The organism is Bacillus sp. 05T22, from assembly GCF_056396765.1.
The window spans coordinates 15,666-31,083 of the sequence record NZ_JBFTMC010000018.1 but is presented as its reverse complement, the minus strand read 5'-3'; the positions used below and the strand labels follow the sequence as shown (position 1 = coordinate 31,083).

At 36.9% G+C, this 15,418-nt stretch carries 17 protein-coding genes and 1 pseudogene; 9 read left to right on the top strand and 9 right to left on the bottom strand.

What is annotated here, in order from left to right:
• Nucleotides 1-259: 259 nt before the first annotated feature.
• Complete coding sequence (locus tag AC1DIT_RS08770) at nt 260-925, top strand: RsfA family transcriptional regulator (protein WP_006096703.1); 666 nt, start codon at nt 260-262, stop codon at nt 923-925.
• 274 nt (nt 926-1,199) lie between these two features.
• Here AC1DIT_RS08770 and AC1DIT_RS08765 read toward each other — a convergent pair.
• Nucleotides 1,200-1,290 (bottom strand): annotated as a pseudogene (locus AC1DIT_RS08765) (lipoprotein BA_5634 family protein); the annotation flags it as partial.
• A gap of 78 nt (nt 1,291-1,368) precedes the next feature.
• Between AC1DIT_RS08765 and lipL the strand changes: the two are divergent.
• Nucleotides 1,369-2,214 (top strand): octanoyl-[GcvH]:protein N-octanoyltransferase, encoded by an 846-nt coding sequence (gene lipL, locus AC1DIT_RS08760; RefSeq protein WP_016112740.1) that lies wholly within the window; start codon nt 1,369-1,371, stop codon nt 2,212-2,214.
• Nucleotides 2,215-2,246: 32 nt separating this feature from the next.
• On the opposite strand, the gene pta is transcribed toward lipL, so the two are convergent.
• Complete coding sequence (pta, locus tag AC1DIT_RS08755) at nt 2,247-3,218, bottom strand: phosphate acetyltransferase (RefSeq protein WP_476998143.1); 972 nt, start codon at nt 3,216-3,218, stop codon at nt 2,247-2,249.
• Between the two features lie 380 nt (nt 3,219-3,598).
• On the opposite strand from pta, the gene hemQ reads away from it, so the two are divergent.
• From hemQ to gerQ, 4 genes are all read left to right on the top strand, one after another.
• Nucleotides 3,599-4,342 (top strand): hydrogen peroxide-dependent heme synthase, encoded by a 744-nt coding sequence (gene hemQ, locus AC1DIT_RS08750; RefSeq protein WP_016112742.1) that lies wholly within the window; start codon nt 3,599-3,601, stop codon nt 4,340-4,342.
• 193 nt (nt 4,343-4,535) lie between these two features.
• A complete protein-coding gene (locus AC1DIT_RS08745; protein ID WP_016112743.1) occupies nt 4,536-5,816 on the top strand; it encodes a serine hydrolase in 1,281 nt (426 codons plus the stop codon).
• 191 nt (nt 5,817-6,007) lie between these two features.
• Nucleotides 6,008-6,430: a cell wall hydrolase gene (locus tag AC1DIT_RS08740; RefSeq protein ID WP_016112744.1), complete on the top strand. Its 423-nt coding sequence runs from the start codon at nt 6,008-6,010 to the stop codon at nt 6,428-6,430.
• Nucleotides 6,431-6,456: 26 nt separating this feature from the next.
• Nucleotides 6,457-6,891, top strand: coding sequence for a spore coat protein GerQ (gene gerQ / locus AC1DIT_RS08735; RefSeq protein ID WP_016112745.1), 435 nt, complete (start codon nt 6,457-6,459; stop codon nt 6,889-6,891).
• Between the two features lie 34 nt (nt 6,892-6,925).
• On the opposite strand, the gene AC1DIT_RS08730 is transcribed toward gerQ, so the two are convergent.
• The 3 genes from AC1DIT_RS08730 to AC1DIT_RS08720 form a co-directional block, all read right to left on the bottom strand.
• Nucleotides 6,926-7,294: a DUF423 domain-containing protein gene (locus AC1DIT_RS08730; protein WP_016112746.1), complete on the bottom strand. Its 369-nt coding sequence runs from the start codon at nt 7,292-7,294 to the stop codon at nt 6,926-6,928.
• Between the two features lie 64 nt (nt 7,295-7,358).
• Nucleotides 7,359-7,646 carry a YwdI family protein gene (locus tag AC1DIT_RS08725; protein WP_016112747.1) on the bottom strand — a complete coding sequence of 96 codons (288 nt, stop codon included), beginning with the start codon at nt 7,644-7,646 and terminating at the stop codon, nt 7,359-7,361.
• Nucleotides 7,647-7,651: 5 nt separating this feature from the next.
• Nucleotides 7,652-8,644, bottom strand: coding sequence for a potassium channel family protein (locus AC1DIT_RS08720; RefSeq protein ID WP_016132473.1), 993 nt, complete (start codon nt 8,642-8,644; stop codon nt 7,652-7,654).
• A 94-nt stretch (nt 8,645-8,738) separates the two neighbouring features.
• Between AC1DIT_RS08720 and AC1DIT_RS08715 the strand changes: the two genes are divergently transcribed.
• The 3 genes from AC1DIT_RS08715 to AC1DIT_RS08705 all read left to right on the top strand — a co-directional run bounded on the left by AC1DIT_RS08715 (nt 8,739) and on the right by AC1DIT_RS08705 (nt 11,925).
• Nucleotides 8,739-10,022, top strand: a complete 1,284-nt coding sequence (locus tag AC1DIT_RS08715) for a purine/pyrimidine permease (protein ID WP_016112749.1) — start codon at nt 8,739-8,741, stop codon at nt 10,020-10,022.
• A gap of 410 nt (nt 10,023-10,432) precedes the next feature.
• Nucleotides 10,433-11,254, top strand: coding sequence for a Cof-type HAD-IIB family hydrolase (locus AC1DIT_RS08710; RefSeq protein WP_016132474.1), 822 nt, complete (start codon nt 10,433-10,435; stop codon nt 11,252-11,254).
• A 377-nt stretch (nt 11,255-11,631) separates the two neighbouring features.
• Nucleotides 11,632-11,925, top strand: coding sequence for a DUF3817 domain-containing protein (locus tag AC1DIT_RS08705; RefSeq protein ID WP_016112751.1), 294 nt, complete (start codon nt 11,632-11,634; stop codon nt 11,923-11,925).
• A 41-nt stretch (nt 11,926-11,966) separates the two neighbouring features.
• Here AC1DIT_RS08705 and AC1DIT_RS08700 read toward each other — a convergent pair whose 3' ends face one another.
• Genes AC1DIT_RS08700 through AC1DIT_RS08685 form a run of 4 tightly spaced genes read right to left on the bottom strand, consistent with a single transcriptional unit; the run spans nt 11,967 to nt 15,375 of the window.
• On the bottom strand, nt 11,967-12,644 hold the full coding sequence (locus AC1DIT_RS08700) for a uracil-DNA glycosylase (protein ID WP_016132475.1): 678 nt from the start codon (nt 12,642-12,644) through the stop codon (nt 11,967-11,969).
• Nucleotides 12,645-12,663: 19 nt separating this feature from the next.
• Nucleotides 12,664-13,656 carry an ABC transporter permease gene (locus AC1DIT_RS08695; RefSeq protein WP_016112753.1) on the bottom strand — a complete coding sequence of 331 codons (993 nt, stop codon included), beginning with the start codon at nt 13,654-13,656 and terminating at the stop codon, nt 12,664-12,666.
• On the bottom strand, nt 13,649-14,566 hold the full coding sequence (locus tag AC1DIT_RS08690; RefSeq protein ID WP_476998142.1) for an ABC transporter ATP-binding protein: 918 nt from the start codon (nt 14,564-14,566) through the stop codon (nt 13,649-13,651). The genes AC1DIT_RS08695 and AC1DIT_RS08690 overlap by 8 nt, the downstream gene beginning before the upstream one ends.
• Nucleotides 14,563-15,375 carry an SGNH/GDSL hydrolase family protein gene (locus AC1DIT_RS08685; protein WP_016112755.1) on the bottom strand — a complete coding sequence of 271 codons (813 nt, stop codon included), beginning with the start codon at nt 15,373-15,375 and terminating at the stop codon, nt 14,563-14,565. Before AC1DIT_RS08685 ends, AC1DIT_RS08690 begins: the two co-directional genes overlap by 4 nt.
• Nucleotides 15,376-15,418: the final 43 nt, after the last annotated feature.

Sequence of the window (15,418 nt, the reverse complement as noted above, 5' to 3'; positions counted from 1 at the left end):
TAAAAACCTTTCTTTTTAGGTAGGAGAGAGCATCCGGCCATGCATAGGCGCGGTCTCCTGCCCCATGCCAAGTAAAAACAAAGAGAGAAAACGAGTGCATCTTCATAACCGCGACTTTTATGTTGGAAAATCAAAATGGATTTGTATAGAAATTCTTCTTTATCAAAATCTACCATATTTTTAAAAGCTTTGTATAAAAGCAATTTCTTTTGTCCATTATAAAAATAGGAAGTTTATAAAAAGAAAGGGAGTTGAATCTATGAAAGTAAGACAAGATGCTTGGACAGACGAAGATGATTTATTACTCGCTGAAACCGTACTACGTCATGTTCGAGAAGGAAGTACACAATTAAATGCATTTGAAGAAGTTGGCGATCAGTTAAATCGCACATCAGCTGCTTGTGGTTTTCGTTGGAATGCTGTCGTTCGTTATAGCTATGAGCAAGCGCTGCAACTAGCAAAAAGACATCGAAAAGATAAAATGCGAGCTGCTAGTGGTGAACATGCGAAAAAACGCCTGCTTTATACGCCATCAGCTTCAGCAGTAATTACAGTCGATGAAGAGCCAGTCGTAAATAACACCGTTCCACGTTCGGAACCAGCTGTATCTAGTACCTCTATAACAATGCAAGATGTGATTTACTTTTTACAAACGGTAGGGTCTTCAAGCGTAAAAGTAACAGCTCTTGAAAATGAGAATGTGAGATTGAAACAAGAAATTAAGGCGCAAATGCTTCGAAATGAAGAATTAGAAAAGAAACTAGAAAAGCTAGAACAACAATCTAATACAGTACAAGAAGACTACGAAACGCTCATGAATATTATGAACCGTGCTCGTAAATTAGCATTAATGGATGATGAAGAGCAAACGCAAACCTCATTTCGCATGGATCGAAACGGTAATTTAGAAAAAATTGCAGAATAAAAAGGATGCAGGTACCTGCATCCTTTTTATTTTGATTCAATCATATAAGCTTCTTCTATATAAGTACAAATTGAAAAACCGACATAAAACCTAATCTTTAGATGAGAGAGAGCAAGTGCAGGTCACCTTTTGTTCTTCGAGGCAGCGACTTATATGTTGAAAAATCAAAATGAATTTATATATTTTAGAATCTCTCTTTATATCTGGGAAATCTCTTTTTTTTTCGGATTTCCTTTACATGCTACTACCCCAATTGTTTTTACTGGCTGACTAATTGTTTGATATGCTACATCGCTTACGATTGCGTACATATCTGCATATTTACGTGCATCGCCAATAATTACATTACCTTCATATTTCATTTTTTCCGTCAACCACTACATCATTTTGCTCCATGTTTGCTATAATAAAGATTGTCATTTTATAGATAAGGGGTTAGTTATATGAGCAATTCCCGTTCGATTTTATCTCAACCAGAGTGGCGTATTGTGGATCAGTCTAGTTTAGGCCAGACTTTTCATGCTCTACAGTCATTTGCAATGGATGATACGCTATGTACAACAATCGGAAATGGTACATCTGCTTCAGCAATGCGCTCTTGGGTTCATCACAATACAATTGTTCTTGGCATTCAAGATTCTCGTCTTCCTCATTTAAATGAGGGGATTTCCTTTTTAAAAAAGAACGACTTCCATGTCATTGTCCGCAATTCAGGTGGTCTTGCAGTCGTACTTGATAAAGGGGTTTTAAATATATCACTTCTATTCCAAGAAACAGAAAAAGGAATTGATATCGATCTTGGATACGATACAATGTGGCATTTAATTAAGGAAATGTTAAAGGATTACGATGTCGATATCGAGGCAAAAGAAATCGTTGGCTCTTATTGTCCAGGTAGCTATGATTTAAGTATTCGTGATCAAAAATTCGCAGGTATTTCCCAGCGCCGCATTCGCGGAGGGGTTGCCGTACAAATTTATTTATGTGCTACAGGCAGTGGCTCCGAACGAGCGGCACTTGTTCGTGATTTCTACAACTTAGCAATTCAAGGAGAAGAAACAAGATTCACGTATCCTGAAATTGTTCCAAGTACAATGGCTTCATTGTCTGAACTACTTGGTGAAACGATTACCGTTCAAGACTTAATGATGCGCCTGTTAAAAACATTACAGCATTTCGCACCCAAATTAACACCATCACAATTAACAGTTGATGAAGTTCCTTTGTACGAAATGAATTTACAACGTATCATCGATCGCAATAATAAAGCACTTGATTTCGAAAAGTAATAAAAGCCCCGCTATATAGCGGGGCTTTTTGATTATAGTGCTTGAGCTGCTGTAATTAAAGCTAGCTTGTACACTTCTTCTTCGTTACAACCGCGAGATAAATCGTTTACTGGCATGTTTAAGCCTTGTAAGATTGGTCCCACTGCTTCAAGGTTACCTAGGCGTTGTGCAATTTTGTAACCGATATTACCAGCTTCTAAGCTTGGGAATACGAATACGTTAGCATCACCTTTAATAACAGAACCTGGTGCTTTTTTCTCAGCTACAGATGGTACGAATGCAGCGTCAAATTGGAACTCACCGTCTAATGTTAATTCAGGAGCCATTTCTTTTGCGATGCGAGTTGCTTCTACAACTTTTTCTGTTTCTGGAGATTTCGCAGAACCTTTTGTAGAGAAGCTTAACATTGCAACACGTGGATYGATGCCGAATAACTCAGCAGTTTTCGCACTCTCAATGCCAATTTCAGCTAAATCTTGGCTGTTTGGCGCAATATTGATTGCGCAATCAGCGAATACATACTTCTCATCTTCACGTACCATGATAAATACGCCTGAAGTTTTTGTAACGCCTGGTTTTGTTTTAATGATTTGAAGTGCTGGACGAACTGTGTCAGCTGTAGAATGAGCTGCGCCACTTACTAAACCGTGTGCTTTACCCATGTATACAAGCATTGTACCGAAGTAGTTTTCGTCTTTAAGGATTTTGCGAGCATCTTCTTCTGTTGCTTTACCTTTACGGCGTTCAACGAAAGACGCTACCATTGCATCCATTTCTTCATATGTAGCTGGGTCGTAAATATCAACGCCTGCTAATGTTAAATTCATGCTAGCAGCTTTTGCGCTAATCTCTTCTTTATTACCAACTAAGATTGGCTTTACTAACTCTTCTTTTGCTAAACGCTCTGCAGCGCCTAAAATTCTTTCATCAGTTCCTTCAGGAAGTACGATAGAAATACCTTTTCCTTGAACTTTTTCTTTTACTGCTGTAAATAAATCGCTCACGAATAAACCCTCCTACAAATGTTAAAAAAACTCTACTTTTAAGAATACTTCTTTTCATCTATATTTTAAACTTATAGTTCCTAAAAAATAGGTAAAATGAAAATGATTATATTTTCATAAAATTCAGCATGGTTAATTTGTTATAAAACATTGATGAAAAACCTTTCTTTTTAGATCGGAGAGAGCATCCGGCTATGCATAGAAGCAGTCAGGAGATTTTTCCACCCCATGCCAAGTGAAAACAAAATGGATTTATACATATTCTCTTCTTAGCATTTTTAAAATGTGACAATTTTATGCACCCAAGCTTTACACAGGTGACTTTAAAACTATATATGCTATAGTTAACGTGTAAAATATCATTAACTGAGGTGAATAGAATGAGTGAAGCAGCAAAAACGTTAGATGGYTGGTATTGTTTACATGATTTACGTTCTATCGACTGGGCAGCTTGGAAAACATTATCTAGTGACGAACGCGGACAAGCAATGTTTGAATTTTTAAACGTTATCGAAAAATGGAACAAGGTTGCATCCGCAAAACAAGGTAGTCATGCAATGTATACAGTCGTTGGTCAAAAAGCTGATATTATGTTTATGATTTTACGTCCAACAATGGAAGAATTAAATGAAATTGAAACAGAATTAAATAAAACAACATTAGCTGAATATATGGTTCCTGCATACTCTTACGTATCTGTTGTGGAATTAAGTAACTACCTTCCAGCTGATGAAGATCCATACCAAAACTCTCAAATCCTAGCACGCTTATACCCTGAATTACCAGAAGCAAATCACATTTGTTTCTATCCAATGGACAAGCGTCGTCAAGGTGATGACAACTGGTACATGCTTCCAATGGAAGAACGCAAAAAACTTATGTACAGCCATGGTAAAATTGGTCGTCAATATGCAGGTAAAGTACGTCAAGTTATTACAGGTTCTGTCGGTTTTGACGATTACGAGTGGGGCGTGACACTATTTGCTGACGACATCCTTCAATTTAAAAAACTTGTATATGAAATGCGCTTTGATGAAGTAAGTGCTCGCTATGGTGAATTCGGAACATTCTTCGTTGGTAATATCTTACCAAGCGAAAAAGTAGCAAAATTTTTATACGTATAATACAAAAAAGGAACGAAATTCGTTCCTTTTTCTTAATATCCTACCAAAACCCTTCAAAACCCTCTTTTTTCGCCAAATTCAAACAATATTAGACAAGAATTCGTCAAATTCCCTGTTAAATTATAACTTTCTTATATTCAAAATTATGCTAAAATGGTACGAGCTATATGCTAATAACGATGCGAAGGTGATAATGTATATGAGGAAAATTTTATCTATTTTACTAGTGTTTTTATTGTCATTTTCTTCCTTAGGAGTAACAACCCCCCATGCAGAAGAGAAAATACATATAGAAGCGGCTGCTGCCATTCTTTTTGATGCAGATACAGGAAAAATACTACATGAGCAAAACCCCGATGAATTACTAGCTATTGCTAGTATGTCAAAACTTATTGTTGTTTACTCCGTTTTAGAAGCAATTAAAGAAGGAAAAATCACATGGGATACAAAAGTAAACATCTCTGATTACGCTTATGAAATTTCCCGTAATAATGAATTCTCCAATGTCCCTTTCGAAAAAGGACGACAATATACAGTTAAAGAATTATATCATTCTATTGTTATCTTCTCTGCAAATGGATCTAGCATTGCGCTAGCCGAACTACTTGCAGGAAGTGAAAAAAACTTCTTAAACCTTGCAAATGAACACGCAAAAAAACTAGGGTTAAAGAAATATAAGTTTGTAAATGCGACTGGATTAAATAACGCTGATTTAAAAGGAAAACATCCGGAAGGTACAGATCCGAATGGAGAAAACTCCTTATCAGCTCGCGACGTGGGTATTCTATCAAGAACAATCATTACAAAGTATCCAGAAATATTAGAGGATACAAAACAAAGATTTAGAAACTTCCCAGATAACCACCCACTCCCAATCCGTATGGAAAACTGGAACTGGATGCTACCAGGTGCTGCTTTTGCTTAYGAAGGWACAGATGGTTTAAAAACAGGAAGTTCAGATACAGCTGGGTATGGATTTACAATTACTGCAAAACGCGGTGACCTACGTCTTATCTCCGTTATTATTAAAACAAAATCAATGGATGAGCGTTTTACAGAATCTCGTGCGTTAATTGATTATGGTTTTAATAACTTTGAAAAACAGAAATTAAAAATAGATAAAAACAATACAATTTCTGTTGTAAAAGGAACAGAAGACACTGTAACTGTGAAACCTGAAAAAGAGATAACGGTAATCACAAAAAAAGGAAGTAAACCACCTTATACAATTTCTACTGGGGCAGATAAATCACTTGCCGAAGATGGAAAATTAGTTGCACCAATCAAAAAAGATACAAAAGTAGGCTCACTCATTTTAGAATCAACTGATCAATACGGATTCTTAGATGGAAGCAAAAAAATGAAAATTGCTGCAAGAACAACAGAAGAAGTAGAAAAAGCAAATTGGTTCATATTAACAATGCGATCAATCGGTGATTTCTTCTCAAATATGTGGTCAAAATTATTTGGATAATAAAAGAGCTGGCATATTGCTAGCTTTTTTATTATGTTCAAGTGCATTCAATACTCATATCATGCTAAAACTTTGTTTGGTTGTCATATCCGAGTCCTTTTCCTCATACGTATGAACTAGTAATTGTTCCACACTTTATCTAGAAATAAACCTCTTTCTCTAGTGCAATCCATAAAGAGAGGTGAGACATAATGGGCGTTATCAGCTCTACAGAACAAGATGTAAAGTTATTAGCTAGACTCATGCGTGCCGAGGCCGAAGGGGAAGGACAACAAGGTATGCTAATGGTTGGAAATGTTGGTGTCAATCGTGTTCGAGGAAATTGTTTAGATTTTAAAAACATACGTAATTTACGCCAAATGGTTTATCAAAGTCCCGGTGGTTTTGAAGCAACGCAAAAAGGATACTTTTATCAACGAGCACGTGAACAGGACATTGCCCTTGCAAGGCGTACAATTCAAGGGCAACGCTTTTGGCCTGCCAATTTCGCTTTATGGTTTTTCAGGCCTGAAGGTGCTTGTCCATCAACTTGGTATAATCAGGAAAATTCTGGAAGATTTAAAAAACATTGCTTTTTCCAACCATCTGGTGAGGACTGTCCAGGGGTATATTGAGGAATGAAAATAAGGAGGGACTTGTAATGGCACAGCAACAAAATCCATACTATGGAACAGGTTTTTATCAACCTTCAGGGGGATATATGCAACCACAACAACAAATGACGCCGCAGCAGCAAGCGGCGCAACAACAGGCAATGCAACAACAAGCTGCCCAAGCACAACTTGCAGTATCTCAAGGTATGCTCCCACTAGAGCAATCATATATTGAAAACATCCTTCGCTTAAACAAAGGAAAACCAGCAACTATTGTTATGACATATGAGCGCGGTAGTTCACTTGGCACACAATCCTATACAGGAATTATTGAAGCAGCTGGACGCGATCACATTGTCATTAGCGAACCAAAATCTGGAAAAAGATTCTTACTACTTATGATTTACTTGGATTATGTAGAATTCCCTGGAGAAATTACGTATTTACCTAGCCAACCAGCAACCTATGCTCCAAGACCATAAAAAAAGCTGGCATTTGCCAGCTTTTGTTTTGTCTTTATAATCCTTTTACAACTGCAGTTCCCAGTAAAATCCAGCCTATAATGAACGCTACACCACCAAGTGGTGTAATCGGTCCGAAAAACTTAATACCCGTCGTACTTAATGCATATAGACTTCCAGAGAACATAATAATTCCCGCTACCATAAACCAGCCTGCTGTGCTTACAAGAGAAGATTGAATCTTATCCATTAATAACGCAACAACAAATAATCCTCCAGCATGAAACATTTGATATGTAACACCTGTTTTCCAAACTTCTAACATTTTTGCAGAAACCTTATTTTCTAAACCGTGTGCACCAAAAGCACCTAACGCGACAGATAGCCCGGCTGCAATACAGCCCAATAAGAAGAAAATTTTCATTGGAATTCCCCTTTTTTATCTTTATAATAAGAAATTTTTACATATTAGCCAACCAATTTAACTTTTAGAAGTCAAGTAACGAATTACCATTTGCATCATCTTCTTTTATATAGACAGGTTCTCCAGAAACCGCTGCAATCGGTTGAACCGTCATCGTCGGATGTGGTGTTATAACTTGTGATTGTAGCCTTGGCTCTACATATGCAGAAGTTTCAACCTGTTCATCTAATAATAAATCACATAAAGCACGAACCACTAAAAGATGTTCTTTTGCCTTTTGTCCTTCACTATTTTTTGCTTTCGCAACTTCATTTGCCATTTTATTTAAAATTTTATCGCTAGATATTTGCATCCTTATCACCTCGTACTTTGTAATTCTTTCTCAAATTGCCCCAGCTTCTCTACTGGACCAAATACTATTATCATATCATGTTCTTGTAATTTTTCCTGCCCTGTTGGATTATGAATAATATTTCCATCTCGTAAAATCGCTAAAATTGTAACATCAAATTGATTTCTTACATTGCTTTCTATTAATGTTTTTCCAATTAAAAGAGACCTTTCGCCGATTTGAACTTCTTCTATTGCAAAAGCCTGATCTGTTCCATAAAGTACCGTATCAATATAATGAACCGTTAACGGATTTGCGATTCCTTTTGCAATATGAATTCCAGCCATACTAGATGGATTAATAACTTTATTGGCACCAGCACGGCGTAATTTCCCTTCCGTTTCTGGCTTTTCCGCTCTAGCCACAATTTTAATTGTACTATTTAATCCTCGTGCCGTTAATGTAATGAATACATTTTCAGCATCATTTGCAACAATCGCTACTAAGCCAGCAGCCCTTGTAATTCCCGCCTTACGTAACACCTGATCTTCCGTGGCATCACCATGTACATATAAAAGCTTTTCTCTCTCTAGTACTGCTTCTTCTTTATCAACAACAACAAATGGAATATTCTTTTCTTGTAACTCGCGCACAACTTGAAGTCCTACTCTACCACAACCGCATACGATAATATGATCTTGTATTTGCGCTATTTGTTTGTCCATTTTCTTCCTCCGCACTGCATGAAATAAATTCCCCTCAATAATCATTGCTGCTACTACCCCGATTGCATATGTAACAATTCCTACACCAACAGGAATAATAAGAAGCGCAAAAATCTTCCCAGCTTGTGTTAATGGAACTGCATCTCCATACCCAACCGTTAATACTGTAATCATTGTCATCCAAAAGGCTTGAAACAAACTAATCTCTTCTATCATCATAAACCCAATTGTTCCAAGAACTACAACAAAACACATACATATAACCGCAATCCACAATTGTCTGCGTGCATTCATCTTATTCTTCAACTCTTTTCTCTACTACAATCTTTGCCAGAGGAAATGAAATACGTATATACTAGAAGCGGAATCTATGAAAGAGGTTGATATAATGAAAACATTTCTTTCTGCCTTGCAATGGGCATTATTTATTTTGGCCGGTAGCCTCATTGTACCAATTAGTGTTGCAGCCAGTTATGGACTTGAAGGTGCTGAAGCAATTGCATTTGTACAACGAACATTATTTGTCCTTGGCTTCGCTGGCCTTTTGCAAGCTATATTTGGTCATAGACTACCTATTCAAGAAGGGCCCGCTGGTCTTTGGTGGGGAATCTTCTCGCTATACGCGAGTTTAGGTGTCGTATTATTTGGATCAAATAATGAAACACTCCGCGTCTTACAATACGCATTTCTGTTAAGCGGCATCATCTGTATTATCCTTAGTATTTTTGGACTTATTGATAAGCTCGTTCGTTATTTTACACCAACAGTAATTGGAACATATTTATTCCTTCTCGTTGCCCAACTCAGTGGTTCTTTTCTAAAAGGAATGCTCGGCCTTGATGGACAACATACTGAAGTACAAGCAAACGTCTTTATTCTTTCACTCATTGTTATTTTACTATCTTTTTTCATTATGAAGCTACCTATTATTGGACAATACTCTGTTCTGTTCAGCATTGTCTTTGGATGGATTTTATTTGCATGCTTCGGATTATCCAATCAGGTTACACCGGTAACAGATATCATCCGCCTTCCCTCTCTATTCGTTTTTGGATCACCTCGCATCGAATGGAACATGGCAATTACCGTTGTCTTTGTTACACTGTTGCTCTTAACGAACATGTTGGCAAGCATCCGTGTTGTGCAAAAGGTTGTTTCTAAATATGAAGAAGGTGCAGTTCAAAATCGATTCAAACATGCCGGAATTATAACGGGCATAAATCAGCTTTTAGGTGGTCTTTTCTCAGCAATTGGACCAGTAGCTATTTCAGGTTCAGCTGGATTTATTGCAACRACAAATATTTATAAACGCCTTCCTTTCCTATTAGGGTCAAGTTTTATTATTATAATTAGTATATTTCCAAAGATTACATCATTCTTCGCCGCTATTCCTGTCGCCGTTGGATATGCTGCCATTTATCCTGTATTTGCAAGTATGATTGGTCTTGCCTTCCGTGAATATGACACCGTAGAAAATAAAGAGCATTTATTCCGCGTTGCTGGCCTGTCCCTCTTTACAGGGATCGGGGTTATGTTTGTTCCACCGCAAGCATTTTCGACCCTGCCACCATTTTTAGCATCATTTTTAAGCAATGGCCTTGTACTTGGTTCTGTCATGGCTATTTTACTTGAAGTTTTATTTTCCCGTTCAAAGGAAAAACAACCATCGTAAATTGGAAAACTTCCATTATTGCACTCTACTTTCAGAGTTGTTACGATAGAATTATCATGGGCAGTACGCCCATGATAATATATACTAACAATACGGTAATCAGGCTCACTATATAAAATKAAACTTCCATCACCAATCAGGTTTTTTGTTTTTCACATATACATTACTGCTTTGAAAACAAAAGATGACCTGCACTTTTTTAACTTGGCGTGGAGGCAGGAAAAGGATCTGATTGCTTCTATGCATGGGCGAGTGCTCTCTTCCATCTAAAAAGGAAAGGTTTCTATCTTTTTTTCAATTTATGTACCTTTAAAGAAGTTCGATGTCTTACTATTTATTCCTCATCATTTTGCTAAAATGAATTTCTGACAATACCAACTATTATTTCAACAAAGAGAGGATTTTTTTATATGTCTTATAAAATGATTGTTTTAGATTTAGATGATACTTTACTACGCGATGACCATACGATTTCAGAGCGTACGAAACAAGCTTTAATGACGGCCCAAGAGCAAGGTGTAAAGGTTGTACTCGCTTCTGGTCGCCCAACATTCGGCATGCACCATATTGCAAAGGAGCTTCGTTTAGAAGAATACGGAAGCTTCATTCTATCATTTAATGGTGCGAAAATTATTAATTGCAAAACAGATGAAGAACTGTTCAGTAGTACACTATCTCCTGAAATCGTTCACAGCCTATATGAAATTAGTAAAACAGAAGATGTTTGGATTCATACGTATATCGGCGATGACATCGTAACCGAAGAAAATAATCCATATACAGAAATTGAGGGCCAATTGACAGGTATGCCAATTATCCAAGTAGATAGTTTTACTGCCGCTGTACAAGAACCCGTTGTAAAAGTGTTAATGAATAAAGAGGCTGAACGCCTTGTAGAAGTAGAAAAGAAACTTCAAGAGCAACTAGAAGGTAAACTAAGTGTAATGCGCTCTAAACCATTTTTCTTAGAATTTACTGAAGCCGGTGTAACAAAAGGAACAAGCTTAAATCAATTGATTCAAAAACTTGGTATTAAGCGTGAGGAAGTAATCGCAATGGGCGATAGCTACAACGATCAAACAATGATTGAATTCGCTGGCCTTGGTGTTGCGATGGGCAATGCTCCAGATGACATTAAAGAAATTGCAAACTACGTAACAGACACGAATATGAATGATGGCGTTGCTAAAGTTGTAGAGAAATTTGTGCTAAAAACCGAAGTTCTTGTTTAATATATAAATTTTTCAACATACAAATTACTGCTTTGAAAACAAAAGGTGACCTGCACTCATTTTCTCTCTTTGTTTTCACTTGGCATGTGGCTAAAAAAGGACCTGACCGCTTCTATACATAGACGGATACTCTCTCCCATCTAAAAGGAAAGGTTTTTTGTACTTATATAGATGCATTCACAAAACCCATTTGAAGTCAAATACTTCAAATGGGTTTTTATTTAAATGTACGTAGCTTTGTGAAGATATTTTGAACTTTACAACATTCTCGTAGTGTTAACTTTGTTTTTGTATATAATGAAACAAAACATACTATTTTATTTGGAATAAGAATACAAATTTACTATATACAAGCGCATGTTTAAGGAGGCACTTTTATGTTATCTACACCAATCGGAAGATTAAGAGCAATTGGATTAATCGAAGGGATTTCCTTTCTACTACTATTATTTGTAGCGATGCCGTTAAAATACTTTGCGGGGTTTGTAACAGCAGTCAAAATTACAGGTATGGCTCATGGCGTTCTATTTATATTATTCATCTTTGCCGTGATTCAAGTAACAATCGTACATCGTAAGTCTATCTTATGGGCTTTAGGTGCGTTGATTGCTTCCGTTATCCCATTTGGTACATTTGTACTAGATGCAAAATTAAAAAATGAACCGCAGTGATTAAAAAAGGTAGCTAACAGTCATTCTGTTAGCTACCTTTTTTATAGATTTGGAATTTGCCAATCAATTTTTTTCTCATCCATACTAGATAAGAGGTCATTTACTTTTGAAAACGGCTTACTGCCAAAGAAACCTCGTCTTGCTGATAAAGGACTTGGATGTACAGATTCAATAATATGATGATTCGAGTTGGTAATCAGTTTTTTCTTTGCTTGTGCATGGCGCCCCCACAATATGAAAATTAAAGGTTTTTCACGTTCATTTAACAGTTCAATAACACGATCTGTGAAATGCTCCCATCCTTTTCCCTTATGAGAATTTGCTTCTCCTTGTCTCACAGTTAACACCGCATTAAGTAATAATACGCCTTGCTCTGCCCATTTCACTAAATAACCGTTATTCGGAATTTCACAACCAAGATCTGCATGCAATTCTTTGTACATATTTTGCAGCGATGGCGGTGTTTTTACACCAGGTTGTACAGAAAAGCTTAACCCATGTGCCTGATCTGGCCCATGGTATGGATCTTGTCCTAAAATGACAACCTTTGTATCCTCATAACTTGTATAATGTAGTGCATTAAAAATATCATTGGCTCTCGGATATATGACATGGGTACTATATTCTTCTTTTAAAAACTGTCTTAGTTTTTGATAATATGGTTTCTCGAATTCTGGTGCAAGTAACGGCTCCCAATCATTCTTTAAAATATGTTCCATCTCTTCACTTCCTATTCACTTAATTGACCATGTCTTGCTTCGTAAATACGACAAACGAAATGATAAGAGAAACTACGGCCCAAACTGTTAAATTCATTAATGAAAAGCTCATCGATAGACCTTGCAATGCTGGTAACTTCCCTGATAAGTAATCTGTCAGTGATAAGTTCACGCTAAAAATATATTTTGCCCCTTCCCAAGATGTTGCAAAGGAACTTAAAATACCACCTGCAATTAATACTGCCAACATGACTCCCATACCGGCTGGTGTATTACGAATTAATACAGAAACCATAAAGGATATTGTTCCCACAACAATCGCAACAAACCACGCTAATCCATATGCCATTAAAATATATTGCCACTGCGGGATGAGGTGGACAAAATTTGTATTCAGTGTTTCTTTATCAATTCCAAAACCCGTCAGTACCGGTAAATTCCATCCGGCATATCCGAAAACAACGCCCGATAACACATAGGAGAAAATCCCCACCAAGAGCAATATAAGTGATATAAATAACAACATCGTCACATATTTACTGAGAAGGATTTTAAAGCGCCGAATGGGCCGTGTTAGAAGCATTTTCATCGTTCCATCACTTCGTTCCCCCGATACAATGTCAATTGCAACAATCATTACAAGTAGCGGAATAAACAATGTAATTCCTTGTTCAATGAATGCTCGTACAAACGTTGGTGCTCCTGGTGCCGTTGGATTAATATCATGATCTAAATAATATTGTTGCTGCTCCACTCGTACTTTCAGCCAATCCCGCCATTCTTCTGGCAACCTAGAATTATTTAAGCGATTTTGCGAATCAACAATTTGCTGCTGAAGTGCTACCTTCCAATCGCTCGTACCAAGGCGTTTTTGCGTTGTCTGCACTTCACGATACTGTGCATAAACAAACAAAGGAATTAAGATTGCCAATATGAGCATGACGACAACAATACGTTTCTTTCGATAGATTTTTTCTGATTCATTTAAAACAAGATTCGCAAATTCACGCATGTTGCTCACTCCCTGTGAGTTCAATAAATAAATCTTCTAGTGTAAAGACAAGCTCCTTCACGCTATGTACATCTATTCCATTTTCTACAAAGCGTTTATTCCAAGCACTAATTGTAGCAATATCCATTCGGCACAATAAACGTTCATCATCTATGCTAATTTCCCTAATTTCTTTTGAAGTTTTTAAAAGTTCTAATGCTCGGGAAATCGGTGTAACAATCCATTCAACACGATCGCTCGCAGTTTTAATCAACTCTTCAATAGGTGCAACTGTAATCATTTTTCCCTTATGAATAATAGCGACACGATCACATATCATTYGCACTTCACTTAGTAAGTGACTCGAAATAAAGACGCTCATGTTTTCTTCTTTCACAAGCTTATGTATAAACTCCCTCATCTCTCTTATACCAGCTGGATCTAGGCCATTTGTTGGTTCATCTAGTATAAGGAGTTTCGGGTTTCCAAGAAGAGCCTGCGCGATTCCAAGGCGTTGTTTCATACCAAGAGAATACGTTTTCACTTTATCGTGAATACGTTCGTTTAAATGAACCATTTTCGCAATTTCTAAAATACGTTCATCTGATATACCGCCAAGCATACGTGCAAATTGCTTTAAATTTTCCCACCCTGTTAAATATGTATAGAGCTCTGGATTTTCCACGATGCTACCAATTTGCCGCATCGCTTCTCGAAAGTTCTCTTTAATATTATAACCACCAATAGAAATCGTACCTTCAGTCGCTTTAATAAGACCAACTAGCATCCGAATTGTTGTTGTTTTCCCTGCTCCATTTGGTCCTAAAAATCCAAACACTTCTCCTTGGTTCACATCAAATGAAATGTTTTCAACAAGCGTCTTTTTCCCAATGACCTTTTTCACATTTCGTACTGAAAGTATCGTCGTCATTTCGCCCCTCCTTCATTTAGCTTCAGCTTACTTACAACGCTTTGTAATAAGCGATCCGCCATATATGAGTAGCCAATTTCATTCGGATGAAAATGATCTGAGTACAACAATTCTTTCCCGCGATTTTGAAACAGATCAAACGTTGGCGTTATATATACATTTTTATTATCTATTGCTAATTTTTCTAAAGATGCATTCCAATCTACAACAATGGATGAAGAACCTTTTAAATCTTCAACATCCTCAAAAGGATTGTATAAACCGAGCCAGAAAATCGGGCTATCTGGATTTAGCTTTCGAATTTCTGTTAAAATTTGTTTTGCCTGATTTTGAAATGTTTCTGTATTAGGGCGATATGTTTCTAGATCTATCTTTCCAAGTGATTCCCATCCTGGAAATAAGTCATTTCCTCCAATTGTTAAAACGATAAGATCCGCTTGCTTAATTGAGTACTGTGCACCACTACTTGCTATTTGTTTCAACAAATCCGGCATTTTCGCACCACTAACAGCTAAATTCGTTAACGCTACCTTTTGTTTGTAATCCTTCTGCAAACTTTCTTTCACTCGTCCCACATAGCCAATTCCTTCTTTATCTCCAACGCCACGCGTTAAAGAATCGCCTAAACTGACAACTTGTAATGTTCCAGGGTGTTGTTTCCCCTTTACTTGTTTTTGTGCTGTCTTCATAGTTAAATTTGAAGCTTTCGGATTTAATACATCATTAATTCCCGAAATAAAACCATATGCAAATAAACAAAAAGATGCAATTGTAATGAGTAAAATTCCTTTTACTAATTTGGATCTCATGTCAAAACCCCTTTTAGCCTCATAGATTGTCCCTAATTATACC

Bases quoted from the DNA above. Each gene is read 5' to 3' on its own strand.
- AC1DIT_RS08770 (WP_006096703.1), top strand. From the start codon at position 260: ATGAAAGTAAGACAAGATGCTTGGACAGACGAAGATGATTTATTACTC.
- lipL (WP_016112740.1), top strand. From the start codon at position 1,369: ATGAGCAATTCCCGTTCGATTTTATCTCAACCAGAGTGGCGTATTGTG.
- AC1DIT_RS08740 (WP_016112744.1), top strand. From the start codon at position 6,008: ATGGGCGTTATCAGCTCTACAGAACAAGATGTAAAGTTATTAGCTAGA.
- gerQ (WP_016112745.1), top strand. From the start codon at position 6,457: ATGGCACAGCAACAAAATCCATACTATGGAACAGGTTTTTATCAACCT.
- AC1DIT_RS08730 (WP_016112746.1), bottom strand. From the start codon at position 7,294: ATGAAAATTTTCTTCTTATTGGGCTGTATTGCAGCCGGGCTATCTGTC.
- AC1DIT_RS08725 (WP_016112747.1), bottom strand. From the start codon at position 7,646: ATGCAAATATCTAGCGATAAAATTTTAAATAAAATGGCAAATGAAGTT.
- AC1DIT_RS08720 (WP_016132473.1), bottom strand. From the start codon at position 8,644: ATGAATGCACGCAGACAATTGTGGATTGCGGTTATATGTATGTGTTTT.
- AC1DIT_RS08710 (WP_016132474.1), top strand. From the start codon at position 10,433: ATGTCTTATAAAATGATTGTTTTAGATTTAGATGATACTTTACTACGC.
- AC1DIT_RS08705 (WP_016112751.1), top strand. From the start codon at position 11,632: ATGTTATCTACACCAATCGGAAGATTAAGAGCAATTGGATTAATCGAA.
- AC1DIT_RS08700 (WP_016132475.1), bottom strand. From the start codon at position 12,644: ATGGAACATATTTTAAAGAATGATTGGGAGCCGTTACTTGCACCAGAA.
- AC1DIT_RS08695 (WP_016112753.1), bottom strand. From the start codon at position 13,656: ATGCGTGAATTTGCGAATCTTGTTTTAAATGAATCAGAAAAAATCTAT.
- AC1DIT_RS08685 (WP_016112755.1), bottom strand. From the start codon at position 15,375: ATGAGATCCAAATTAGTAAAAGGAATTTTACTCATTACAATTGCATCT.